Origin of the sequence: Paenibacillus spiritus, from assembly GCF_008710135.1 — a bacterium.
Taxonomy (GTDB): domain Bacteria; phylum Bacillota; class Bacilli; order Paenibacillales; family Paenibacillaceae; genus Paenibacillus_AQ; species Paenibacillus_AQ glufosinatiresistens.
The window spans coordinates 111,532-130,549 of the sequence record NZ_VYKK01000007.1 but is presented as its reverse complement, the minus strand read 5'-3'; the positions used below and the strand labels follow the sequence as shown (position 1 = coordinate 130,549).

15 protein-coding genes and 1 pseudogene are annotated in these 19,018 nt (G+C 53.1%); 10 read left to right on the top strand and 6 right to left on the bottom strand.

From position 1 onward, the window contains the following. Positions 1-50: 50 nt before the first annotated feature. Positions 51-266 (top strand): annotated as a pseudogene (locus F4V43_RS20015) (GNAT family N-acetyltransferase); the annotation flags it as partial. A gap of 34 nt (positions 267-300) precedes the next feature. Here F4V43_RS20015 and F4V43_RS07305 read toward each other — a convergent pair. Next, positions 301-696 carry a MerR family transcriptional regulator gene (locus F4V43_RS07305; RefSeq protein ID WP_150457573.1) on the bottom strand — a complete coding sequence of 132 codons (396 nt, stop codon included), beginning with the start codon at positions 694-696 and terminating at the stop codon, positions 301-303. Between the two features lie 100 nt (positions 697-796). On the opposite strand from F4V43_RS07305, the gene F4V43_RS07300 reads away from it, so the two are divergent. The 4 genes from F4V43_RS07300 to F4V43_RS07280 all read left to right on the top strand — a co-directional run bounded on the left by F4V43_RS07300 (position 797) and on the right by F4V43_RS07280 (position 7,791). Beyond that, a complete protein-coding gene (locus F4V43_RS07300) occupies positions 797-1,744 on the top strand; it encodes an NADP-dependent oxidoreductase (protein WP_223879813.1) in 948 nt (315 codons plus the stop codon). Between the two features lie 586 nt (positions 1,745-2,330). Continuing rightward, positions 2,331-3,260: a CatB-related O-acetyltransferase gene (locus F4V43_RS07295; RefSeq protein WP_223879812.1), complete on the top strand. Its 930-nt coding sequence runs from the start codon at positions 2,331-2,333 to the stop codon at positions 3,258-3,260. Positions 3,261-3,373: 113 nt separating this feature from the next. Continuing rightward, on the top strand, positions 3,374-5,509 hold the full coding sequence (locus F4V43_RS07290; protein ID WP_150457572.1) for a serine hydrolase domain-containing protein: 2,136 nt from the start codon (positions 3,374-3,376) through the stop codon (positions 5,507-5,509). Positions 5,510-5,919: 410 nt separating this feature from the next. After that, positions 5,920-7,791 carry a DUF2075 domain-containing protein gene (locus F4V43_RS07280; RefSeq protein WP_150457571.1) on the top strand — a complete coding sequence of 624 codons (1,872 nt, stop codon included), beginning with the start codon at positions 5,920-5,922 and terminating at the stop codon, positions 7,789-7,791. Positions 7,792-7,838: 47 nt separating this feature from the next. Here the strand turns inward: F4V43_RS07280 and F4V43_RS07275 are convergent, their stop codons facing one another. The 4 genes from F4V43_RS07275 to F4V43_RS07260 form a co-directional block, all read right to left on the bottom strand. Next, positions 7,839-8,600 (bottom strand): SagB/ThcOx family dehydrogenase, encoded by a 762-nt coding sequence (locus F4V43_RS07275; protein WP_150457570.1) that lies wholly within the window; start codon positions 8,598-8,600, stop codon positions 7,839-7,841. Positions 8,601-8,678: 78 nt separating this feature from the next. Next, positions 8,679-9,488: a hypothetical protein gene (locus tag F4V43_RS07270; RefSeq protein WP_150457569.1), complete on the bottom strand. Its 810-nt coding sequence runs from the start codon at positions 9,486-9,488 to the stop codon at positions 8,679-8,681. Next, a complete protein-coding gene (locus F4V43_RS07265; protein ID WP_223879811.1) occupies positions 9,485-9,940 on the bottom strand; it encodes a GNAT family N-acetyltransferase in 456 nt (151 codons plus the stop codon). Before F4V43_RS07265 ends, F4V43_RS07270 begins: the two co-directional genes overlap by 4 nt. 178 nt (positions 9,941-10,118) lie before the next feature. Then, entirely contained in the window at positions 10,119-11,609 is a 1,491-nt protein-coding gene (locus F4V43_RS07260; protein WP_150457567.1) for a peptide MFS transporter, read from the bottom strand. Between the two features lie 303 nt (positions 11,610-11,912). Between F4V43_RS07260 and F4V43_RS07255 the strand changes: the two genes are divergently transcribed. From F4V43_RS07255 to F4V43_RS07240, 4 genes are all read left to right on the top strand, one after another. Continuing rightward, positions 11,913-14,012 carry a methyl-accepting chemotaxis protein gene (locus F4V43_RS07255; RefSeq protein WP_150457566.1) on the top strand — a complete coding sequence of 700 codons (2,100 nt, stop codon included), beginning with the start codon at positions 11,913-11,915 and terminating at the stop codon, positions 14,010-14,012. 21 nt (positions 14,013-14,033) lie between these two features. Next, complete coding sequence (locus F4V43_RS07250) at positions 14,034-15,359, top strand: ABC transporter substrate-binding protein (protein WP_191089512.1); 1,326 nt, start codon at positions 14,034-14,036, stop codon at positions 15,357-15,359. A gap of 181 nt (positions 15,360-15,540) precedes the next feature. Next, on the top strand, positions 15,541-16,473 hold the full coding sequence (locus F4V43_RS07245; protein WP_150457564.1) for an alpha/beta hydrolase: 933 nt from the start codon (positions 15,541-15,543) through the stop codon (positions 16,471-16,473). 28 nt (positions 16,474-16,501) lie between these two features. After that, the gene (locus F4V43_RS07240; RefSeq protein WP_150457563.1) at positions 16,502-16,960 is read left to right on the top strand and encodes a DUF3237 family protein; all 459 of its coding nucleotides are present in this window, start codon (positions 16,502-16,504) and stop codon (positions 16,958-16,960) included. Between the two features lie 59 nt (positions 16,961-17,019). Here the strand turns inward: F4V43_RS07240 and F4V43_RS07235 are convergent, their stop codons facing one another. Beyond that, positions 17,020-17,451 (bottom strand): MarR family winged helix-turn-helix transcriptional regulator, encoded by a 432-nt coding sequence (locus tag F4V43_RS07235; RefSeq protein ID WP_150457562.1) that lies wholly within the window; start codon positions 17,449-17,451, stop codon positions 17,020-17,022. 160 nt (positions 17,452-17,611) lie between these two features. On the opposite strand from F4V43_RS07235, the gene F4V43_RS07230 reads away from it, so the two are divergent. Further along, positions 17,612-18,889: an amidohydrolase family protein gene (locus tag F4V43_RS07230; RefSeq protein WP_150457561.1), complete on the top strand. Its 1,278-nt coding sequence runs from the start codon at positions 17,612-17,614 to the stop codon at positions 18,887-18,889. Positions 18,890-19,018 lie beyond the last annotated feature (129 nt).

Here is a 19,018-nt window from a genome sequence, read left to right as displayed (position 1 = left end):
GAACCTGGCTTAATTATCAGACTGTAGAGAAAGAATGAGAAGGAACTTTGATGTACCCTGAATTATCCCGGATGCGTCTGGAGTCCGAACGGCTGATCATCCGCCCGTATACGGAGGAAGATCTCATGGAGTCCTTCGAGCTTATGCAGCATCCCGAATTGTTCACGTATCTGCACATGGACGTTCCATCGCTTGACGAATATAGAGGGTTGTTCCAATGGTTGATCGGCAGCTATGAGACTCCGTTTCATGAACCCTTCAAATATTCGTTCGCGGTGCGGAGCCGGGCGACAGGCGCTTTTATAGGCTGGTGCGGCGTACTGTTCCTCCCTCGATATCCTTCATCATGGCCGCTTTGTGCCCCAGCATTTCCTCCAGCGTTCGGTAGATTTGATCGAATTCCTCTCTTTTGCGCTCGATCTCCAACATTTTGTTGCGAAGGACCTCGATAGACTTGGCCAGGGTGAATTGATTCCCGGCCGTCTCCTGATTGATCTCTTTCAGTTCGTCAAGCGAGAAGCCCACGCTCTGGAACCTTTTTAACAAGTTCAGATGGCGGACGGCGTCATCGGAATAGTCGCGGTAATTGTTCTCCAACCGCTGAACATGGCGGTGGTCCAGCAAGCCTTCCTTTTCATAAAAACGTATGGTAGGGGGCGTTAAACCTGTCTTTTCGGAAAGTTCGTTAATTTTCATCCCCGTCTCTCCTTTCGCCTCTTTCCTTCAAGTTAACTTCATCGTTTATGATCGGGTAGTAGCACCCCAGTTAACTATACCAAAGGGAGGAAATGGAAGCATGGGAGATTTGAGGAACCTTGAAATGACCCGGTCGCTCCGCTTTAACCGTTACGGCGAACCGGCGGAGGTCTTGCATCTGGAACAGGCGGAGGTTCCGGATCCGGCACCGGGACGTATACGGGTCCGCGTGAAGGCTTGCGGGTTAAATCCGGCCGATTGGGCGCTGTGCCGAGGATTATTTGCCGGCGAGCTGCCCTGCGGAGTCGGTCTGGATGTGTCCGGAATTGTAGAAGCGGTGGGCGAGGGCATCACCGATGTTGCCGTAGGGGATGCCGTGCTGGGCAGTGCGGATTATGCCGGTGCCCCTATCGCGGGCGCATCGGACCGAGCGATTCTGGATCACTGGGCCCGCATCCCGGAAGGACTGGACTTCATTCAGGCGGCGGCGCTGCCTATGGTGGCCGAGACCGCTTTCCGCAGCCTGGAATACTTGGAGGTTAAGGAGGGCGATACTCTGCTCGTGCACGGAGCCGGCACCATGGTTGGGTTCGCCGCCGTCCAGATCGCCCTGCTTCGGGGCGTTCGGGTTATTGCCGCTGCCGGTGCAACCTACGGCGAACCATTAAGAAGGATGGGCGCCGCGGTAATCCCATACGGAGAAGGGATGGCCGAACGGGTGCGGGAAGAGACGCGAAAGCCCGTAGACAGGGTCCTCGACACAGCGCCGCCCAGCGGCTCGCTGCCGGATCTGATCCGGATCGCCGGCGGCGATCCGCTTCGGGTCAAAACCATCAGCGACTTCGCTGCCGCTGCGGAACTCGGAATCCGTACCTCGGCAGAGGACCGTTCGACGCACTATGAGGTCCTGGGAGAATTCGCTGGGTACGCCGCGGAGGGCAAATTCACTATACCGATTGCCCGGACGTTCCCGCTTGAAGAATGGCGGGAGGCGCTCGCCATCAGCGAGGGAGGGCAGGCCCGCGGCAAGCTGATTCTCCTGCCTTGACCGCCACGGGTAAGACCAGGCCGGAGGCTTGGCGCGGTCTAAACCGAGAAGATGCAGAGAAAGGGCGAACATGGTATCGTCGCCATCCAGTCTATGGAAGCCTCTGAGCTGAGCGATCAATTCGCGGAGCGAATCTCCCAGGGGGATTTGCAGGCGCAAGACCCGACGATTCGCTTCTTGTACAGACAAATGCTTTTCCGCAAAGAGAAACATTTCTTCTATTACTGCCGAGGGTAGCGGGTGGCGGAGTTGAAAGAAGGCTTCGCCCCTACTCTGCCCGTCTCTTCTTCCCAGATCCCAACGGTATCTCCCAACTGTCGTAGGTCCCGTTCATCCAAAACACGCAGACAGCATATCGCGGACCTTCGTAAAGTCTTCCTCCTGGTATTCGCGAAACGTGATGATCATATCTCTTCACCCTTTTTCCAGGGAATCTGTAATCCATTAATTTTATCAATATTGCATGTGGAAAAAAGTGTAAATGGTCACAGGGGCAATGCCTTAAGATGGGTTGTTCTTTCTTCACAATCCAGATCCTTCGTCCGATAACTAAGAGGTAATACATAATTTGTAAGGAGGAATTGGGTTGTACGAGGATATTCTGGACAGCATCCTGGATGCTCTTGATCTTTTGAGAACCAAGAAACGAATTTATATTTTCGGAACGAAACGAATTGGGAAGATGTCTCTGTCTGTACTGAAGCAGTTTCAGTGGGAGGGCGAGGTTTGTTTCGTCGATAACAACTCCTCGATGTGGGGAAAGAGGGTAGCAGAGCTTCTGGTGCTTGATCCTAAAGTTCTGAAGCAGACCGAGCCAACCGACTTTATCTTAGTGGCCAGTTCGCACTATCCCGCCATCTCGAACCAATTGGCGTCTTACGGCTTAAAGAAAGATATTCACTATATGGTCGTATTGTTGCCGAATCGAACGGCTGAACCGAGAACTACACAGGATCAGGTAATAACGGGAGTAAAGGTAGGCAAGTACTCTTACGGTTATCAGCATCTGATCGACGATAACGGTCTGTTGGCTGAAGTCGGCGCATTCTGTTCGATTAATCCCGGAGCCAAGATTGTCCCTAACCATCCTACGGAGTTTATTACCACCCATACTTTTCTTTATGTCAATAAAGATGTGTGTATCCCGCCCGAGAATGTTCCGGGAATCATGAATCCCGGAGAGACCCTCAAGCTGCATGAGATATCCAAGAACGGCAAGGTTCATATCGGCCATGACGTATGGATTGGTACGGATGTAGTGATTATGCCGGGCGTAACCATCGGCAACGGAGCCATTATTGGAGCTAATGCCGTTGTAACCAAGGATATCCCCGATTATGCCGTGGCCGTAGGTGTTCCCGCCAAGGTTCAACGCTACCGTTTCTCCGAGGAGCAGATTCGAATTCTGAATGAAGTTCAATGGTGGAATTGGCCCGACGAGCAGATTAAGGAGAACTTCAAGCTGTTCGGCGACAATGAAGCCTTTTTCGCCAAGTTCGCTCCGGTTAACGCTTAATTATCGTTTATGAAGACCAGGAAGACATGTGAGGTTACTGCATGTCTTTTTTGGTGTGCTCGGCTAGAATGGGGATGAGGGAAAATATGAATGACAGTAAAGGATGAATGATTATGAGAACAAGTCAATGGTACCTCGGTGCTTTGCTGTCTTCGTGTCTGCTGCTAAGCGCCTGTGAGGCGAGCTCATCGGGCGCGGCTAAGCCAAGTGCGGTTCCGGCAATGGTACCGACGGCGTCGGCTTCGGACTCGCTTGGGAACGGGGCTGTGAGCCGTTATCCGGCAACCGTGCAAGCTGCACGGGAGAAAGCCGACTTCCTGTCCAAAGGGCAGGGTACATACAGCGTGCAATACGCCCTTATCGACCATGGCCGCATTGCCGTATCCGGTGAAGCCGGGAAGAATGACGAGCAAGGGCAGAAGCCGCTCACCGGGGATACGCTGTACGGAATCGGTTCGGTCAGTAAAATGTTCACTGCGGTTGCGGTCATGCAGTTGGTTGAGCGGGGCACAGTCGACCTCGATACGCCGGTCGTCCGGTATATCCCCGACTTTACGATGAAAGACGAACGCTACCAGAAAATAACGCCGCGCATGCTGCTGAATCACTCTTCCGGCCTGAACGGTTCATCGTTTACCAACGCCTTTTTGTTGGGAGACAGCGATACCTATGCCCATGATACGCTGCTGAAGCAACTGGCCGGACAGACCTTGAAGGCGGACCCGGGCGCCTATTCGGTCTACTGCAATGACGGATTTACCCTGGCTGAAATACTGGTGGAGCGTGTCAGCGGTATGGATTTCACGGCGTACCTTCACCGGTACATGACGGAACCGCTCGATATGATGCATACAGGGACGCCGCTCGATTCGCTGGACGAGACGAAGATGGCGGGTCTTTACTATCCCGCTTATATCGGACAGCTTCCGAATGAGCGGGTCAATGTGATCGGGACGGGAGGCATTTATTCCACAGCGGAGGACTTGGCTCGGTTCAGCCAATTGTTCACGGGGAATGCCAATACGGGATTGTCCGCCGAGTCGGCAGCGGCGATGGCTGAGGAGGAATACAAGACGCCTTTATGGCCTGATGAGGCGGACAGCTCCATCGGATACGGCCTCGGCTGGGACAGTGTCGATCTGTATCCCTTTGGCGAATACGGAATAAAGGCGCTCACCAAGGGCGGGGACACCAACCTCTATCACGCCTCGCTCGTGGTGCTTCCCGAGCAGGAGATGGCGGCCGCTGTCATATCGGCTGGAGGAGTCAGCACGCATGATCAGCTTCTGGCTAATGAAATGCTGCTGCAAGCGCTGAAGGAGAAAGGAACGATTGCCGGGCGCAAGCCCGACAAGTCGTATGGCGTTTCGGTAAAGGCCGAAATGCCAACGTCCATGATGCAGTATGCAGGAGTCTATGGCGCATCAGGGGCGACGGCCAGCCTTGAAATTACAGCAGACGGCGTGATGACGGTCCACAGTGAACTGCCCGGAAGTATGGACCAACGCTACGAATATTCGGAGGACGGCACATTCCGGAGTACGGATGGAAATACGAAGATCCGCTTCGTAACAAAGGGGAACGGTCATACCTATGTATGGAATCGCCAATACACGCCGCTGTTGGGACTCGGGCAGACTGCGGTATCGGAATATAGCGGCGAGAAGCTCGAACCCCAGAAGCTCCCGGCAGCGACCGCGAAGGCATGGATGCAGCGGGATGGCAAGAAGTATTACCTGCTGACAGAGAAATACTCATCGCTCTATTATATGCTGATGCAGCCCGTTCAGCAGATGGATGTATCGAAGCCGTTGGCAGGTTATGTGCAGGATAAGCGAATAACCGGTCCGAATACGGCGGTCTCCGAACTGCAAATTCCGGGAACAGCCGGACGGGACCTCTCCGGGTATACGTTCGTCAAGCATAACGGCGTGGAATACCTGGAGACGAACGGCCGGGTTCTGGTGAGCCAGGATGCCGTGAAGCCGCTCGGCATGACGAAGCGCTCAAGCGTTATCATCCCGCCGAGCGGATATGCCCAGTGGTATACAATCAGCGAGGAGGATGCAGGCAAAAGCCTCAAGGTGGGCCAGTCTTCTGAAAATGCATCCTTTGCGGTCTATGATGTAAAGGGAACCTGCGTCTCCTTCAGTATGTTGGAGGAGCAGAATCAAGCGGCGCTGCCTTGGGGCGGATCCATTGTCTTTGCGGGCGATGCCGGTACGAAGTTTGAATTGACGATGCCGTAGCCGTCTGGAGGTTTACCGGCAGTTAGCAGTAAGCGGACAGCGCACAGCCAAAAAGAAGGAAAGGGGCCCACCGGGCCCTTTTTATACGCTATAATGAGGGAAATAAACGGCTAGGCATCAGGGGGAGGAAATGCAGTGCAGCTCATAGATCTTATCCACGGTTACCGGTCAACGGTCGATACGGAAATAGCCGGGAAGTGCTGGACGAGATTCTGGAGGCAGGCATTGGCGCCTCTTCAAGCGGCAATATGCAAGCCTATTCCATTGTAGTTGCGCTAGTCCCGGACAGGGGCTGGTCCATTACGAACAGTAGTCTAGTAGATCTAATACAAAATAAGTTAAAGTTAATGAAATGATAGAGAAGGCTTATGGAAAAAAGATAAATACACATAATTATAGAGGTGTAACAGATGATTATTTACAGCAGCAGCGCACTAGAGTTTAGGCAGAGAGTGGATAGTAATTTACTTACTATATCTATTGAGGAAGCTTTTTTCGAGAAAATGGGTATGCGTCCCAGCCGCGGGGAAATTAGGGCCTGGAATAATTCAATGCAATTTATGGAACGAGTTATACGAAATTCAGAAGTTTCTGATGATTGCGGAATAATGATTGAATATAATATTCCCACGACAAGCAAGCGGGTAGACTTCATTGTCACAGGGAGAGATGAATCTGGGAATAGCAACTTTGTTATTGTTGAATTAAAACAGTGGGATTCAGCTAAATCAACAAACCGAGATGATGTTGTTATTGCACAGGTTGGAGGCAGGGAACGAGAAGTAACACACCCGTCCTATCAAGCATGGTCATACAGGCAACACCTTGAGGATATGAACGAGGCAATCCAAAAGAATCATCTGCAGAGCTATTCTTGTGCATACTTGCATAATTATAGAACCCGACAACCAGATCCACTTCAACATCAGCAATATCAATCTGCGATAGCAAAGGCTCCTCTATTTTTATCAGAGGATAGAGTTAAGCTTCAGGAGTTCCTTTATAAACATATCGGTAAAGGAGATGGAATCAATCTTCTTTATTTAATCGAAAACGGAAAAATACGCCCTTCTAAGAAATTAATTGAACACGTAAATGGATTGTTTAAAGGAAACTCAGAATTTACTCTACTAGATGAACAGAAGGTTGCCTATGAATCGATTCTTAGCGAGGCAAAGGAACTAACAAATAAGAAAACAATAATCGTTAAGGGAGGACCGGGGACAGGAAAATCAGTTATCTCAATGAATGCCTTAGGCGATCTTTTGAAGAAGAAGCTTAATGTAAAATTTGTCGCTCCCAATGCATCATTCAGAACAGCTATGGTTGAAACATTAATTAAGCAGCAGGCAAAAGATAAAACAAGAGCGAGAGTTTTATTCTCTGGCTCGGGTCAATTTTATAATTCGCCTGCTAATTTCTTTGATGTACTTATAGTGGATGAAGCTCACCGTCTCAAGGGTAAAGGTGCTTATATGTATCAGGGTATAAATCAAGTCGAGGACATAATAAAAGCATCAAAAGTAAATGTTTTTTTCATTGACGATAATCAACGGATTAGGCCTGATGATATTGGCAGCGTTGAAGAAATAAAGCGAATTGCGACAATTAATCATTCTGAGATTCTGGAGTATACCTTATCTGCACAATTTAGATGTGCAGGAGCGGAAGGTTTTCTAAATTGGATAGATCACATTTTTCAAATCAGAGAAACGGCAAACTTTGATGGATGGGACCAAGATGTTTTTCGATTTAAACTAGTAGAAGATCCAAATGATGTATATAAACTAATAAAAGAAAAAGTAAATGAAGGATACAAGGCCCGGATGTTGGCTGGATATGCATGGAAATGGACCGATGCTAAAGAAGGTAATCCAAATGGAGAAGTTGGAGATGTAACTATACCAGAGTACAATTTCGAGATGCCTTGGAATGGGCGGGCGCTTTCTACGTGGGCTATTGATGAACGCGGAATTGAGCAGGTGGGATGCGTACATACTTCACAGGGATTAGAATTTGACTTTGTGGGTGTCATTATAGGAAACGACTTAAAGTATGACCCTCAGTCTAAGCATATTTATGCCGACTTTGACGAGTATAAGGATAAACAAGGAAAAAAAGGACTGAAAAATAATAATGAGCAGCTTACTAAATTAATTAAAAATATATACAAAATCTTAATGTCTAGAGGAATGAAGGGTTGTTTCGTATATTGCTGTAATCCAGAATTGCGGAACTACATTGTCGGACAGTTGGGGAGGCTTTCCTTGTTGGAAAACTGAATGTTTGGACAGGGCTTAAGCCCTGTCCTTTTCCTCTTTCGCCTGATTTATTCCCTCTTCTTCCCGACCGCACTCAAGAACAGCACGAATTCTTCCTCGCCGTCCAGCCCCAATACGTCGTCGATCAGGTTCTGGTCGTAGATCCCGATCGCGCAGGCTCCTGCGCCGATGGACTCGCTCGCGAGATAAAGGTTCTGGGAGACATGTCCGATGTCGATCAGGATTTTTTTGTGGGCGGAGATGTCATATTTCCATTCGGAACGGTAGGGCGTCGTGCTCCAGGCGAACAGGACAGCTGCCTTCTTGGCAAAGTTCGGAACAAAGGGCTGCTCCAGGGTGATGGCATCAATCTTCTGATCAATCTCATCCAGCTCGAACAGGAAGAGAAGCTTATGCTCCACCGGCAAATACCGGTAGACCCCCTGGGGAATACCCTCGACCCGCGTGATAAAAAGATAGGTCTCGAACGTGTGCGTAGCACCGCTGCACGGCACCGTCCGCAGCATAAGTCCGCCTTTGGTCGCTCCGGTAATTCCCTGCGAGGCCCAGAGCAGATAGGATAATTCCTCCAGACGCAGGCTCTCCTGCGCGTAGAAGCGGGTGCTTCTTCTGGATTTGATGCAGTCATAGACCGTGGCCTGCCCCGCAATGTCCCCGCTAAATTCCGGCAGATCGACGATAACGGATGAAGAAGAATACGGTTTGACGGCCGGGGGCTGCGGCAGACCCTTGATTTTGTCCGTCTTCACGTGCTTGAACTCCAGAAAGTTGGACTTCAGGAAATTTCGCTGCTGTTCATATCGTCCCATGCTGTAGAATTCCTCCCGTGCGTAATCGCTGTACCCGACCCAGTATACACCTCTCTGCCGCGTTGTTAGTGACCGGAGTCACTTGGCCGGGGCCTTGGATGCCGGGAATGAACGGGGCTGCGCGCCGGAACCAGCCCTTATGCCTTCGATCTCCCTGTACAGCGGCCCGAATTTCTTGCCGTTATTGAGCTCGTCGATGAGCCGGGTCAGCCCCTCGCTTCCGACCAAGGAGTACCAACGCGTCACTTCGTGGCATGCCAAGTTATAATGAAGGTAGGCTTCCGGGGTTCCATAATCGAAGTCCCGATAAGAATCCAGCGTGTCCATATTGAATGGTTGCCGGCCGTCGTTCGTCTGTTCTTTCCATACGGCTTCACTGTGGAGATATCTGCCGTCGATCATGGTGGCTAATCCTTCATCGAACCAGGCCGGGACCTTCTTCTTGTTGTGAAGCCGTTCCCTCAACTCGGCATGCGAGAATTCATGCGAAATGACATTCTCGTTGAGTCCCTCAGGACCGATGACAATGTAATTTCTCCAGGGGTAATAATAGGTTTGTCCGGTCGGGTTCTCCGCATATCGGTTCCATGTCTTGGGCGTTATGGCGAAGATTAAGTAGGGCGCAGAGACCCGACTGCCGAACACCTCCGCCACCTGATCCTCGGCCGCTTCGGCCTGGGTCAGCAGGTTGGAGGCCAGGGTATCCTCCATTTGGAGACCGGCTTCCAGATAGATACGGTTGCCGATTTCGTTCATGCTCGAATAATCTACCAATATAGCCCGTACCGGCTTGGCATAGACCATTAGCGAACCGGCGGCGGCGGAGCCGATCAGCAAAACGAGCACCAGCAGAATGACCTTTCTTCTTGGCCTTCTTGGACGCTTCAACGGATATTCCCCTCTCCAAGCTCCTTGTTCATAAAGATTAACCGTTCGATTTCCTCAAATCCGTTCGCTCTGTAAAAGTCCTCGGCGGCAATTCCCCTGTCGGTCAACAGGGTAATTCGGCTTACCGACTCGTCCTTCAGGGTGTTCTCCAGATGGCGCAGCATCTCCGTCCCGGTTCCGGTCCGTTGAAGACCGCTGTCCACGCACATTTCGTGGATGTAGAACTCGTCGCCGCTCCACCATCTCTTGCGGAATCCGAAGATCAGCCCGTGAACGCGGTCTCCCTCCTTCGCGACGATTCCCCGGAAGCCGGGGGTATGGATGTAATTGCTTAGATAACAGGCCGCGTCAGCTTCGTTCCAACGATCCTTCCAGGGCGGCTGACGGAACACCTGAATGAACAAGCGGACACAGGCCTGAAAATCCTCGGCGGAATAGGATTGGATAATCAATAGAATCCCTTCTTTCGGGTATGGGTTTATCCTTATCATATCACCTTTACCGGTCCTCTTGGCTGCGCTTGAATCAAGGCGTCCGGGCCTATCCGCAGAAGAATAAAAAAGCCGCCCCCCGGAAGAAGCGGAGACGAATCTCGCTTCTTCCGGGGGGCGGCTTCAGAGGCGGCCAGGCTTATTGAATTCCCTTCATATAGCCCTGAATCTTCGGCGACAGCGCAAAGAGCAGAATGCCGAGCACGATGGCCGCTCCGCCGATAACGCCGAAGTAGACCATTTCGGTAGCCGGCGAGTAGAACTTCACGATCTGCGCGTTGATAGCCTGAGCCGCCGCACTGGACAGGAACCACAGGCTCATCGTCTGGGCCGAGAAGGCGGAAGGCGCCAGTTTGGTTGTCGCCGACAGACCTACCGGAGACAGGCACAATTCTCCGAGGACGACGATGAAATAGCTGAGTACCAGCCACAGCGGGTTCACCAGAGAATCTTCGCCGCCGAAGTAAGCCGGCAGCAGAATGACCAGGAACGACAATCCGGCGAACAGCAGGCCCAAAGAGAACTTCTTCGGAATGGAAGGCTGCCGCTTGCCGAGCTTCACCCAGAACCAGGCGAAGACCGGGGCCAGGGTGATGATGAACAGCGGGTTCAGCGACTGGAACCAGGCGGGCTTGATATGAATGCCGGCGAAGTCCAGCTGCGTCCGCTTATCCGCGTAGTTCGCCAGGATGGTGGAGCCCTGCTCCTGGATCGCCCAGAACATAATGGCGGCGATGAACAGCGGAATATAGGCAATCAGTCTGGAGCGCTCCACACTGGTGGTGCGCGGACTGCGGTACATGACGATGAAGTACATCGTCGGAATCAGAATACCCAGAATGCCGACAATCACGATCAGCGAGTCGAAGGTCAGCAGGCCGAGCGGAATGGTGACGGCCAGCGCGACAGCCAGAAGGGCTGCGCCGATTCCGATATTGCGGAACACCTTCTTGCGTTCCGACGGGGACAGCGGACTGGCGACGTTCGTGCCCGCAAGTCCAAGATTGTTCTTCTTGGTATAAGCAAAGATAACCAGACCCAGCAGCATGCCGACGGCGGCAATGCCGAAGCCGAGATGGAAGTTGTAATCGCCCACGGTTCCCACCACGAGCGGGGCCAGGAACGCTCCCAGGTTAATGCCCATATAGAAAATACTGAATCCGGCATCGCGGCGGGAGTCCTGTTCGGTATAAAGCTCTCCGACAACGCTGGATACGTTCGGCTTCAGCAGGCCGGTACCGAGCACGATCAGCACCATGGAGATGAAGAACAGCGGAACGCTGCCCGGAATCGCCAGCGCGATGTGGCCCAGCATAATCAGGATACCGCCGTAGAAGACTGCCTTGGAGGCGCCGAAGATCCGGTCCGCCAGCCAGCCGCCGATAATTCCGGACATATAGACCAGAGAACCGTAGATGGACATAATAGCGAGAGCCGTGCTCTCCTCCATGCCAAGGCCGCCCCGGCTGACTTCGTAGTACATATAATAAACAAGGATAGCCTTCATTCCGTAGTAGGAGAAGCGCTCCCAAAATTCCGTGAAGAACAGAGTGAACAACCCTTTAGGATGTCCGAAAAATCCTTTCTGCGGCACACTCTCCGCAATTTTCTGCTTGTCTAAACCCGCCATGCTGTGTCCTCCCTTGATGGTAACCGATAGTCTGCTGCAAAAAGATCCCCTAGTAAGAATACCCATAAAGTACCCTTTATCAGTCATTTTTATCTTCCATTACCCGAACGGAAGATAAAGAGGGTTCAAAATAAATAGTATACATCATTGGACAGAGAATGGATATGACATAAATGGATCAAATTTGTGAAACCAAACGGCAGAAAGTGCAAGGAATTACAACGAAATTTTTATATTTAAAAGATAAGAGTTATCTCCGAAATTAACCCTGGGTGTCAGTGAAATTTACGGAGGTGTTGATAAATGGATCACAGGCGGCAAGAGACGTCTGCGCCGGGAGGGCGCAGTTCACGCCTAAAGGGAGTGATTGATCCCAGAAACAGCTTGGGGGCCAAGCTGTTTTTATTCTTTTTTACAACCGTTGTTGTCATGGTCAGCGTCGTAGGGATTCAATCCTACCGGATTGCCAAAGACTCGATTCTGGACGAGGTATCGCATTCCTCCGAGCAGACTCTGGTTCAGGCGCGCCAAAATTTGGACCTGGTCTTTGACAAGTACAGAGAGTATTCCCTGCAGTATATTTCCGATGTCGATTTCATGAAGCGGCTGACGGAGTACATGGGGATGCCGAGCAACTCGCTGAACTATATGAACAAGCAGAGTGATCTGGTGGGCTATATGAAGAAGACGATGTCTTCTGTAGACAACCTGAACGGAATTACGCTCTTTCATCCGGACGGCTCGGCAGCCGCCTCCACCTATTCCTTGAACCTGGCCTCTCTTGAGAAACCGGATTGGTTCGGCGCCGTGACTCGGACTCAAGGGGAAGAGGTATGGCTTCCGTCCAGAAAGGGCTTTGTGGGCGGGAAGAACAGTATCGGACTTGCGCGCGTTCTCCGCAACTATGACGGTCCGGTAGCCGTGATCCTGATTGAGATCAAGATCGAAGCGCTGTCTTCGCAGCTGGCCGGCATGACCTTAACGACTTCCAGTCAGGAGGGCAAAGGCGGCGTCTCCATGCTGGACCCGGCGACGCAGGCGATTGTGTATGACAAGGAAATGGGCCGCATTGGCGGGAAGTCGCCGTTCTTGCAATTGGATGGCGCAAAAGGGAAGCTTGAGGGCCAGGGGATATTCACCGCCACCCACTCAGACGGCACACGCTATCTGGAAATTTACGATCAATCGGCCGTTACGGGTTGGGTCCTGACAGGCGAAGTGCGGGTCAGTGACCTGCTCTCCAGCGCCGAGCGAATTCTGGCGTTCGTTGTCGTTATCTTGATAGTCTCTACCATTCTCTCCGTGGGACTGGGTTATGCAATGATTCGAATCTTTGCCAACCCGCTCATCCGGCTGAAGAGGCTGATGGCCGAGGGCGCCCGCGGCAATCTGGCCGTGCGTGCGCCGATTCGCACAAAGGACGAGATCGGCCAACTGGGCGAGGGGTTCAACGCGATGATGGAGAGCATGGCTGCGCTGGTCCGGCAGACGGATGAATCGGCGCACCAGGTATCGGCCACAGCCGAGCATTTAACGGATTCCTCCAAGCAATCTTCGGGAGCGGCTCTGGAAATTACGGCCGCCACGGAACAGATTGCTCAAGGAGCGGCTTCGCTTGCCATTGAGGCTGAGAAGAGTCATAGCTTGTCCGCTGCCATAAGCCTGCAAATGGAGAAGGTGGTTCTCTCCAACCGGGAGATGAACGATGCGGCCGGCGAGGTGAATGCGATCAGCGAGCAGGGAACCCGATATATGAGTGATCTTATAGAGAAGACCCGGTCCACCGAGAGGGTTACCCGGGAGATGATGGACAAGGTTGGGGCGCTGAAGGAAAGTACTTCTTCCATTGCCGGAATTCTGAATACGATGACCGCTATGACCCAGCAGACCAATATTCTCTCCTTGAACGCCACGATTGAGGCAGCGCGTGCCGGCGAAGCAGGCCGGGGATTTGCAGTGGTAGCCGGTGAAATTCGCAAATTGGCGGAGCAGTCCAAGCAGTCTATTGAAATTGTGGGAGGGATCACCCGGAGAGTGCAGGAGGAGATGCAGGATACGGTCAAAATCCTGACGGAAGCTTACCCGCTCTATCAAGCCCAGACGGCCACGGTTCAAGATACCAACCGCATTCTGGTTCGCGTCAAGGACCAGATGAATGAATTTATGGATAGATCCGCAGAGGTCACCCGCACGGTCGAAGAGCTGAGCCGGGCTCAGCAGGGATTGAACGAGTCAATCTCTAATGTCAGTGCAGTATCCGAGGAGACATCGGCTTCTTCCCAGCAAGTTGCCTCCATCAGCGCCGAACAGCTGGAGATGAGCAAGCGGCTGGTCGGTTTATCGGAAGAGATGGACAAGCTAGCGGAATCGTTGCAAAAGTCGTTGGCATTATTCAGGATGTAATCCCATACAGGAGGAATGGATATGGCAAGGAAACCTTATTCGTCATGGCTCGCGGCTATTCTGGCGCTCTCCCTGATTCTTGCGGGCTGTCAGCGCTCGGAGACAGGGAAAGAGGCGGCGCAGCGGGAGAAAGTTGCTTCTCCGTCGGCTGCCTCCTCCGGGATCGGAGGAGAGATTACGTTTATCTCCAATCGGCCGGACTTGGTCGAGAACGGATTTTATAATCGCTATGTTGATCAGTTCAAGAAGAAATATCCGGCGGTTACCGATGTTCACGTCACGTCGCTCAACGACTACGCCACAGACATACGGGTGAAGATTCTTAGCAATCATTACGGCGATGTTCTGATTCTGCCGCTGGACATGGACAAGAGCAACCTGGGGGACTATTTTGAACCGCTGGACGACTTGGGGCTGGGGGAGAATCTCTACTTCAACGATAACAATGCCTATGAGGGAAAAACCTATGGAATTACCATCGGCGTGTCCGCCGTGGGCATCATCTACAACAAAAAAGCATTTAAAACCGCCGGTATCACATCCGTTCCGACCAACCGGGAACAATTCTATGCTGCCTGCGAGAAGCTGAAGCAAGCCGGAATTACGCCGGTGCACTTAAGCTTCTCGTCAGGATGGACCTTAACGAACTGGGGCGGTTCCATGTCGCCCATCCTTACAGGAGATGAGTCCCGGCTCCAGTACATGACCGGAACCGATCGGCCGTTCCGCGAAGATGCGGAAATCGGCAAAGCCTATGGGGTGATCCGCACCATAGTGCAGAAAGGCTACGCGGAGAGCGATCTGTTCGGGGATACCTGGGAACAATCCAAATCCGAAATCGCCAAAGGAAACGAAGCCATGTATTACCTGGGCAACTGGGCCATTGCACAGGTTCTGGAGAAGACGGATACCGGGGTTAAGTCGGAAGATATCGGATTTATGCCGCTGCCGGTCTCGGAGACGGGAACGCCCAACGCCTATTTAAACCCCGACTACTCTCTTGGCGTCAACAAGAACAGCCCCAATAAGGCTGCCGCCAAGGCATGGATCAAATTTCTCATCGAGGAATCGGATATGGCGGATCAACTGGGATATATTCCGACGCTTAAGACAAGAGAGTCTTCTATTCCCCAGATCAAGGAGTTCTTATCCTATCATCCCAAGATGCTGAGTGCGGTCAAGACCGACGAGCTCTTCTCCCGGATCTCTTCGGCCGCCGAAATTCAACTGGACGACAGCAGCCTGATCCGGGAGATTGCGCTGTCCTCCGATATCGAGGCCGAATACGCCAAGCTGAACGACAAATGGCAGAAGGCAAGGCGGGAAGTGATCGGAAAGGACCGGTAGACGGCAAATTGGAAGACGGAATGCAGTACCGTGAGTTCATTTCTCGAGTCTGTCGGAAGGAGAGATGAAGTCAGATGAAACAATCGAGGGGGGATATTCCTTTCGATTGTTTCTTTTTTTGGAGAACCCCCGGCCGTATAATGAAAGCGGATTCCAAATCGAGACGAGGAGTTGTTGAAGCATGGATCAGCAGGCGGCGTACCGGGCGGCCCGTGAAATGCCGGAAGGAGCACAAATTCTGTATGCGGAGTTTGCGGAGAAGGGGAGTGACTACCCCTGTACCTACGAGCCCGATGTGGTCTATGCCGATTATGAAGGACTTAAGCGGAGCGTGCAGATTATCGCGCCTGTAAGAAACGGCTATACCTTCCCGCTGGTCGTCTTTGTGCAGGGATCAGCCTGGCGGCCGCAGAATGTGTACGCCGCATTGCCGAATCTCTCCCGGATTGCAGCCAAGGGGTACGTCATGGCGAGTGTAGAGATTCGCGATACGGATGTGGCCCGTTATCCGGCTGCGCTCGAGGATATAAAATGCGCCATCCGGTTCATGCGGAGCCATGCGGAGAAGTACGGGATTGATCCCCGGCGGGTGGCGGTATGGGGCGATTCGTCGGGAGGCCATCTGTCGCTCATGACCGCCTTTACGCCGGGCGAGCATGCCAACGGCCTGTATCCGGATCAATCCGATGACGTATGCGCCGTGGTGGATTACTACGGAGTAACCGACATCCTGACCTTGGGGCAGTACAACGATATTCTCGATCATAATGCCGCGGATGCTCCGGAAGGGCTGCTGCTTGGAGGTCCGGTACAGGAGCGGCAGGAACTGGCCCGGCAGGCCAGTCCGCTTCATCAGAACCTGGACCGGCCGCTTCCGCCCTGTCTTATTGTCCACGGCGACCGCGACTCTGTCGTCCACGTCAGCCAGAGTATCGAGTTGTACAAGGCGCTCAAGGAACACGGGCAGCAGGTATGGTTCTACAAGGTGGCGGGCGCCGAGCATGGTCCGGGAGTCTGGAGCCCGCAAGTGCTGGACGTCACCGAGAGGTTCCTGGCGGCGTTCCTGCATGCTCCGGTCATGGAGAGAACGCCCTTTCAGCATGAGCAGGAGTAAAGGGACGGACACGGAAGGAGGAACCCGAATGGAGTGGGAGGAAGTGTTCACCGTTCAGGTGAAGATCGGCCAGACGACGGAGCTGCACAGCCCCGACGGCAGCTCCGTCACGATGATAGCATTCAGCGGAAGCGCATCAGGGCCTTACTTCGAGGGTGTGATCCTCGACGGAGGAATCGACACCCAGATTATGGAGAAAGGAAGCGGCCGGCCCCGCTTGTCGGCCAGGTATATGCTCCGCGGAACCGATTATACGGGCCAGCCCTGCGAAATCTATGTCGAGAATAACGGGGAGTTCGGCGGCGGGGATTCCGGTGCCTTATTCCGAACCTGCCCCAAGATCATTACGAACAGCGCCGCGCTTGCCGGATTGAATGAAGATCTGCTGGCAGGGGAAGGCCGGGAGTCGGAACCCGGAGTTGAAATCCGGATTTACCGGGCGCTGCCTTCGTTCAAGCCGGCAGGGAACTCACCGGGCGCAAGCTGAATCATGCAGAGTAAATAAGCCCGAAGATCCGCGCGGCGGATGCTTCGGGCTTGTTAGGGTCAGAGGGCCGACTTCACCTTAACCAGCAGATTCAGGAATTCCTCGCGCTCTTCTCCCGTGAGGCCGCCGGTAATCTTGTGCTCGACATCCCGAAAGATGGCGTTGAATTCTTCGACGAGATCGCTGCCCTTGGGCAGCAGATAAATCCGTTTCTGCCGCTCGTTGTCTTCGGGAATAATCCGTTTGATGTAGCCTTTGCGCTCCAGTCCTTGAAGCATGCTGGTGATGCTTGCTCCCGTCCGGTTAAAGTGGTCGGCCAGGTCTTTCTGGATGACGCCGCGGTGCTGATGCTCGAATATGTAGCCCATCATTTGTCCCTGCTGGGAATTCAGCCCGAGCTCGGACAGACGCGTATTCGCGAGGCTTCGGATCTTCATGCCGATGTCGCGGATTAAGTCGGAGTAAGGGGTCGGCGAAGTGGATGCAGTCATGTCTTCTTCTCCTTTGCCAAAGGCATTGAATCTTATCATTAAATCTACGTGCAGGTGTTAGAAATGTCAAAGACCGATCCGAAAAGGGCCCGATTCCGATTGACTGTTAGAATTCTAACTGTTATAGTTCTAATATAATGACAAAGGAGGTAACTGGCGTATGGTTACAGCGATTATCAATGCCCGCCTGTTCGACGGCGAAGAGGTTCGGGAAGCGGGGGCCGTTCTAATCGAAGGAGACCGGATTGTGTCTGTGGGAGGAGAGGTTCCGGCAGAAGCGAAGATTGTGGATGCGGCCGGAGGCATGCTGCTCCCGGGTCTGATTGATGCCCACGTGCATACTTCTGTTGAAGGTCTGCGGGATGCGCTGAAGTTCGGCGTGACGACCGAGCTTGAGATGATGGGCGGCTTCACCGCAAGCGGACGCAAGGCCCAGCTGGAAGGAATCCTGGATATTGCCGACGTTCGGTCTGCGGGCATGGGCGTGACCCCGCCCGGCGGCCATCCCGATGAGCTGATGCCGGGGGACGGAGAGATTCCGGATTTTGTGCTGAAGGAACTGGAGAAGATGCCCGAGGAGGAACGGAATGCTCTGCTGGCTGCCCATGCGCATGACCATGAAGAAACGCCAGCGGTCTCTACACCGGAAGAAGCGGTGGAGTTTGTTGCCCGCCAGGTCGAAGACGGAGCCGACTATATCAAGATCATGATTGAAGAAGGCTCGGTGCTGGCTTCGCCCGGACTGCCGGTGCTGGGGAGGGATATTCTAAAGGCTGCCGTAGATGAAGCCCACCGGCATAGCAAAATGGCGATCGCCCACGTGCTCACGGCCGAATCTTCCCGTCAGGCCGTCGAGATTGGGATCGACGGTCTCGCCCATCTCTTCATCGACCGGCCGGAGGATACGCCGGAGCTGGTGAACCGGATTGCATCGGCGGGCGTGTTCGTCACGCCTTGTCTCGTCCTTAATGCTTCAATTATCGGGCATTCCGCCTCCGCGCTGGCGGACGATCCGCGTGTGAACGCCAAGCTCAGCCCCGAATGGCTCGGGACGCTGAAGTCCTGCTTCAACACCTACCCGCAGGGCAGCATGGCGGACAACTACCGCAATGTGATGGATCTTCACCGGGCAGGCGTCGATATTCTGGTGGGAACTGACGTCTCCGTGCCGGTTCCCACACTGGGCGGGCTGGCCCACGGCGTCAGTGTCCACCATGAAATGCAGCTGCTGGTCGAGGCCGGCTTCACGCCGGTCGAGGCGCTTCGCTCCGCCACCTCAAAGACCGCCCGGGTGTTCGGACTTCACGACCGCGGACGCATCGCCGAAGGAGCGCGGGCGGATCTGGTGCTGGTGGACGGGGACCCGTCGGTGAATATCGCCGATACGCTGTCGATCCGCCAGGTGTGGCGGCGGGGCGAAAGGACGGTGAGGGAATAATCGGTTTCGGAACGGTCTATAATGAGTGAGGCGGCTGGCAGCCTTTGCAAGTTGCAGACCGCGCAGAAGTCTGTTAATATTTAGATACAAAAATTTTAGATACCTAAATATTAATTAAGGAGCGACAAA